General features: G+C 68.1%; 4 protein-coding genes and 1 pseudogene. 2 read left to right on the forward strand and 3 right to left on the reverse strand.

Annotated features, from left to right (window positions below):
* Window positions 1–97: 97 nt before the first annotated feature.
* Window positions 98–406 (forward strand): annotated as a pseudogene (locus tag U9980_RS21175) (VOC family protein); the annotation flags it as partial.
* Window positions 407–581: 175 nt separating this feature from the next.
* Here U9980_RS21175 and U9980_RS21180 read toward each other — a convergent pair.
* The 3 genes from U9980_RS21180 to U9980_RS21190 form a co-directional block, all read right to left on the reverse strand.
* Entirely contained in the window at window positions 582–1,448 is an 867-nt protein-coding gene (locus tag U9980_RS21180) for a class I SAM-dependent methyltransferase (RefSeq protein WP_322769522.1), read from the reverse strand.
* 1,056 nt (window positions 1,449–2,504) lie between these two features.
* The gene (locus U9980_RS21185) at window positions 2,505–2,858 is read right to left on the reverse strand and encodes a hypothetical protein (protein WP_322769523.1); all 354 of its coding nucleotides are present in this window, start codon (window positions 2,856–2,858) and stop codon (window positions 2,505–2,507) included.
* Window positions 2,855–3,337 carry a hypothetical protein gene (locus tag U9980_RS21190; RefSeq protein WP_322769524.1) on the reverse strand — a complete coding sequence of 161 codons (483 nt, stop codon included), beginning with the start codon at window positions 3,335–3,337 and terminating at the stop codon, window positions 2,855–2,857. The genes U9980_RS21185 and U9980_RS21190 overlap by 4 nt, the downstream gene beginning before the upstream one ends.
* A 270-nt stretch (window positions 3,338–3,607) precedes the next feature.
* Between U9980_RS21190 and U9980_RS21195 the strand changes: the two genes are divergently transcribed.
* Window positions 3,608–4,606, forward strand: coding sequence for a hypothetical protein (locus U9980_RS21195; protein WP_322769525.1), 999 nt, complete (start codon window positions 3,608–3,610; stop codon window positions 4,604–4,606).
* Window positions 4,607–4,740: the final 134 nt, after the last annotated feature.

Raw genomic sequence — 4,740 nt, forward strand, 5'->3', positions numbered from 1 at the left:
ACTTGCCGCGCGGGCGGCTGCTGATCATACGAACACCAGCGACGTCATCCGTCAGGCACTCCGGGCATGGCTCGACGTCGCGTAGTCGTCGACGTCCATCGGGCTCGACGACGTCCGAGTCGACATCGCAATGATGCGAACACCGGACGGCCACGGCCGGCTTGAGCTGACGAAGTTCCACACGCCGACGGCGGTCAGCACCGAGCCGGAAAACGCACCGGCGAACACGCTGGGCATACGTCGCATCATGTTCGCCGTCGACGACATTGAGGACGTCCTTACCCGCCTGCACACCCACGGCGCCGAACTCGTTGGCGAGCTGGAGAAGTACGAGGACAGCTATCGGCTCTGTTACGTCCGCGGCCCCGAGGGCATCATCGTCGCACTGGCCGAGCAGCTCAGCTGACGGCTGCCGAAGGGGCCGTTCACCCAAAAGAATCATCCGGGCACGGTAGCAGCAAGATCCGCGGCAAGCCCGCCGCCCGTCAACGAGCCTGAACCCGGCCGGTCGCTCGGAAGCGGCGACAGCGTAAATGAGCAGACGGCGTGCGGGGAGCTCGGAGGCGCTCCAAGACGAGCGGTCAGGGGCGACGGCCGGCGTAGAGGCGGACCGGCGCCGACCAGGTACGGGGGACCTCACCGACGTCGACGAAGCCCGCGGCGGCGATCACCGGGAGAAGATCGTCGACGCACCATGGATGACCACCAGAGCGGACCGTCCGCAGGTTGGCCAGCAGGTGGGACAACCGGTCGTCGGCGCCGGTGAACGTACCCGCCAGCAGCCACCCGCCTGGCCGCAACGACGCGGCCGCGGCAGCCATCACCTGGGAGACGATCCCAGCAGGCAGGAACGGCATCGGGAGCCACGCCGCGTCGTACACAGCCGCGTCGTCCAGGGCGACAGCGTCCTGAAGCCGCAGTTCGACGCGGTCAGCCATGCCCTGCGCCGCCACGTTGGCGCGGGCCAGGCTCAGCGCGGGCTCGAAAATGTCAATACCCACCACCCGCAGGCCCGGGTGGGACCGGGCGATCGCGATCGCCAGCCACCCTGTCCCCGTGCCGACGTCGAGGAAGCTCGCTCCGGGAGCGGTCAGCCGCTGACCCAGCTCGGGCAGCTCACCTTCAGCGATCCGCACGGCGTCGGAGATCGCCATCGACAGGCGGCCGATGCTCTGCAACAGCGGCACATCCACCTGATCCCACCGGCCGCTGCGGCCAGGATTTTCGATCAGCTCCGCTGCCTGACGCAAGAACGTGCCCGCCAGGCCCACGACCGGGGCTGCGCCGGCGACATCGACGCCATGATCACCGAGTAGTTCGGCGGCGATGTCGGCAAGCAGCTCGCGCACCTGCGGGTCGGCCGGCAGACCCTCGGTCTCAACCCGCACATGCGCTGTCAGCGCCGCCAACGCATCCACCGATACGCCCAGCCGAACAGCCGCACCCATCAACCCGTCCACCGCCAAGGCCCCTCCGTCGGTCCACGTTGACGACACGCCGAGGCACGCTAACACGTGTGGCAAACAGCCCCGAGATGGACGGACATCGATCGGCCCGTGGTGTGTCACTCCTGGATCGTTCTCAGGACTGATCCGTTGGAGCGTGGGCACGCCCGCGTCGTGGAGCTCGTCGACGAGGTGGAGTCCGCCCGCCACGTACACGGTTCCCGCCCTGGCCATCATCGCCACCACTCGGCCCAAGACAGTCGCAATCCCTGCCGGTTCTCGGGTAGTCGAGCGTATCGACGTCGAAAGCGCCGCTAACCGTCATGACCTGCTCGATTACCTGACGTCAATTACTACCAGCGACCCACAACTCGCAGACGCATTACGAAAGTCCGGGCTGGCGGCTGAGCGGTTCTGCCGAACCCTGCTGGATCGCTCCGGCGGCGTATGGATCTACGCCTTGACGGTACTCGACCAGATCCGCGACCAACGCCGCAGCCCCACCGAAGTCGACCAACTGCCCGCCGGGCTCGCTGTACCGCTGCCCGATGGGCGAACCCTGCTCGCCTCTGCTGGCGACGACAGGACAAATACGGCTATGGGACCCGACCTACGGTCACAGCGGCCCAGTCCGGGCTCTGACCACGGTGGCCCTGTCCAGGGGACGAACCTTGCTCGCTTCCGCTGGCGACGACAGGCCCTCCTGATCTGGTGCCCGGCGGGCTGAGCACGTGGTGTTTCTGCTCTGCCTGCGGAGGCGGGCTGGAAGTTGACGCCGTGGTCGGCGACAACCGCGATTTCGGCATGCAGCCGCCCTGATGCCGCTGGCGGCGGCATCAGGGCGGAAACCCCGGCAATCACAGGTGCCCGCATAGCCCCCTCAACTCGCCCAGCCGGGTCTGGTCGCCGGGTGGCCCGGGGGCCGAGGTGCGGCAGCTACTGCCGGGTACGGTCCTACCTGGTCAGCGCCCGCAACCACGGACTGTGCCCGGCCGACGCCATATCAGCAGCCCAGGCCAAGGGCGCCGAATACACCGGTTCTCCATGACGCAGGCACGGTCAGTCCGTGGCTTTCGGATGGCGAGGACTGGCGTACATGACGATGACCCGGCGCCGTTCGGCGTCGACGAGGTACCAGATCCGGCCACCGCTGGTGACTTCTATCTGCCATTGTGGCAGCGGCCGGCCCCGGTAGGTGCCCGTGGCATAGCTGCCCTTGAGCAGATGGCGTCGGCTGGTCGCGGCCGCCGGAGCGGGATCGGTGCGCATCAACTGCCAGGCGTGGCGGGTGTTGGCTGCGGCTTGGGTACACAGCTCGTCCCAGCCCTTGCCCGCCTCGCCGGTTCCGAAGATTACGTCCCATTCGTCGGGGCCAGGCGGCGGGGCGACCCGGTCACCGCGTTTCGGGCTCACCCGACCACATCCGGTTCGGGCACGCTCCCGTAGTCGTCACCGTCCTGGACGAGGATCGCAGCGAGGTCCGGGTCGGCGTGGATCTCGGCCGTGTGCTTCCACTCCTCGATCAGATGTGCGACCGGCGCGAGGTTGTCCAGATCCTCGACGGCGCGCAGGGTGTCGGCGAACTCGGTGAGGAACAGCCGCTGGTCATCCTCCGGCAAGAACCGTGTCCAGGTGAACACCTCGGGCAGGGCTTCCAGGAGCCGATCGCGTCCCTGTTGGTCGGCTTGGCGCATCAGCACCATGGTCAGCCGGGTAGCCGCGGAGACGACGGTGTGTTCCTGCTCGCGCCGGGAAGCGGTGGTCATGATCAGGTCCTCGGCGTCGCGGCGGCGCAGCCGCAGCAGGACCGCACCGGACCTGGCCATCGAGGCCAGGGTGTCCTTGGGCTTGTTCAGCAGGTCGGAGAACGCGACCACCAACGCGGCAGACATACTTTCAAACTACTTCGAAAGTCATTGCCGGTCCACCCGGACTGAGCCGCACCTACCATGCCCCACGACCGGAGCAAGTGGAAACCAGCGCCGCCGTCCGCGTAGAGCCGTTCCCGACCACCCTCGGCGCAGCATGGGGCAACTATGTCTACCTAGCCGGAGCTTCCGGGATAATTTGATCTTGTTTGTTTCGTGGCTGTCCGGTGATGTTCCATCCGGGGCCTGACCGTGGCCTGTAGTGACCTCGCGGTCAACACATGTCCTCCTGGTGTGTATGACCTAAAGATAGCCAGCCTCTACCCGAAGAAGATCGGCGGCAGGACGTACTACTACCTGCGGGAGATGGCCCGGGTCGACGGCAAGCCGACCATGGTCAGCGAACGCTACCTGGGCTCGGCGGACGATGTCGCGGCGGCGGTGGCGGCCCGGGACGCCGCGTCGGTGGCGGAACGCACCCGCCATCTCGCGTTCAGCGACGTCGCCGCGGTGTGGGAGATGCTGACCCGGCTCGACGTGGCGGGCGCGATCGACGAGGTGGCCAGGCCGCGCCGCTCGGACGCGGGGGCGTCGGTGGGCACCTACCTCGCGCTTGCCGCGCTCAACCGGCTCGTCGACCCGTGCTCGAAGGCCGCCTTCGCCGACTGGTGGGCGACCACGGCCGCGGACCGGTTCACGAAGATCCCCGCCCGGGTGCTCGACCACCGCCGGTTCTGGGACGCGATGCACCTGGTCAGCGAAGCCGACCTGCTCACCATCGAGCGCCGCCTCGCCGAGAAGATGATCGACACCTTCGAGCTCGACGTCTCCGCGGTCGCCCTCGACATGACTAACTTCGCGACCTACCTCGACACCGGCAACGACCGGGCGCCGATCGCCCAACGCGGCAAGGCCAAGCAGAAACGCTCCGACCTGCGCCTGGTCGGCCTCGGCCTGGTCCTCACCCGTGACGGCGGGATCCCACTGGTCTCGCGCGCTTACCCGGGCAACCGGCCCGACGTCACCCCGTTCACCACGCTGATCGACGAGCTCGTCGTCCGCTACACCGCCCTTGCTCGCGGCGGCGAGCCGGGCGAGGTCACGGACGCGGCGACCGGGACGCCTGTCCGAGCCGCTGAGGCTGATTGGACGACGGGGGTCCGGCGGGCGCTGCGCTGGGGAATTCCGGCAGCGGCGATGGTCCTCGCTGTGGCCGTCGCTCTGCCGCTCACTCGCCTCTGGGCGCCGCGGACACCCTTGCCGTCCGGAAGGGTCCGGTCGCTCCCACGGTGACGGCGCTGGCCAGTCTGCCCGCCGAGGAGACGCTGAAGAAGGAGATCTTCGCGGAACTCGGGTACTGACCAGATACCAGGAACAAAACCTCACGCGCGTCTGCCCAGGTTAGGCCGGCCGCGTGACGGGACCGC

This window comes from Protofrankia sp. Cr1, from assembly GCF_963555865.1.
In the GTDB taxonomy this organism is placed as follows: Bacteria; Actinomycetota; Actinomycetes; order Frankiales; family Frankiaceae; genus Protofrankia.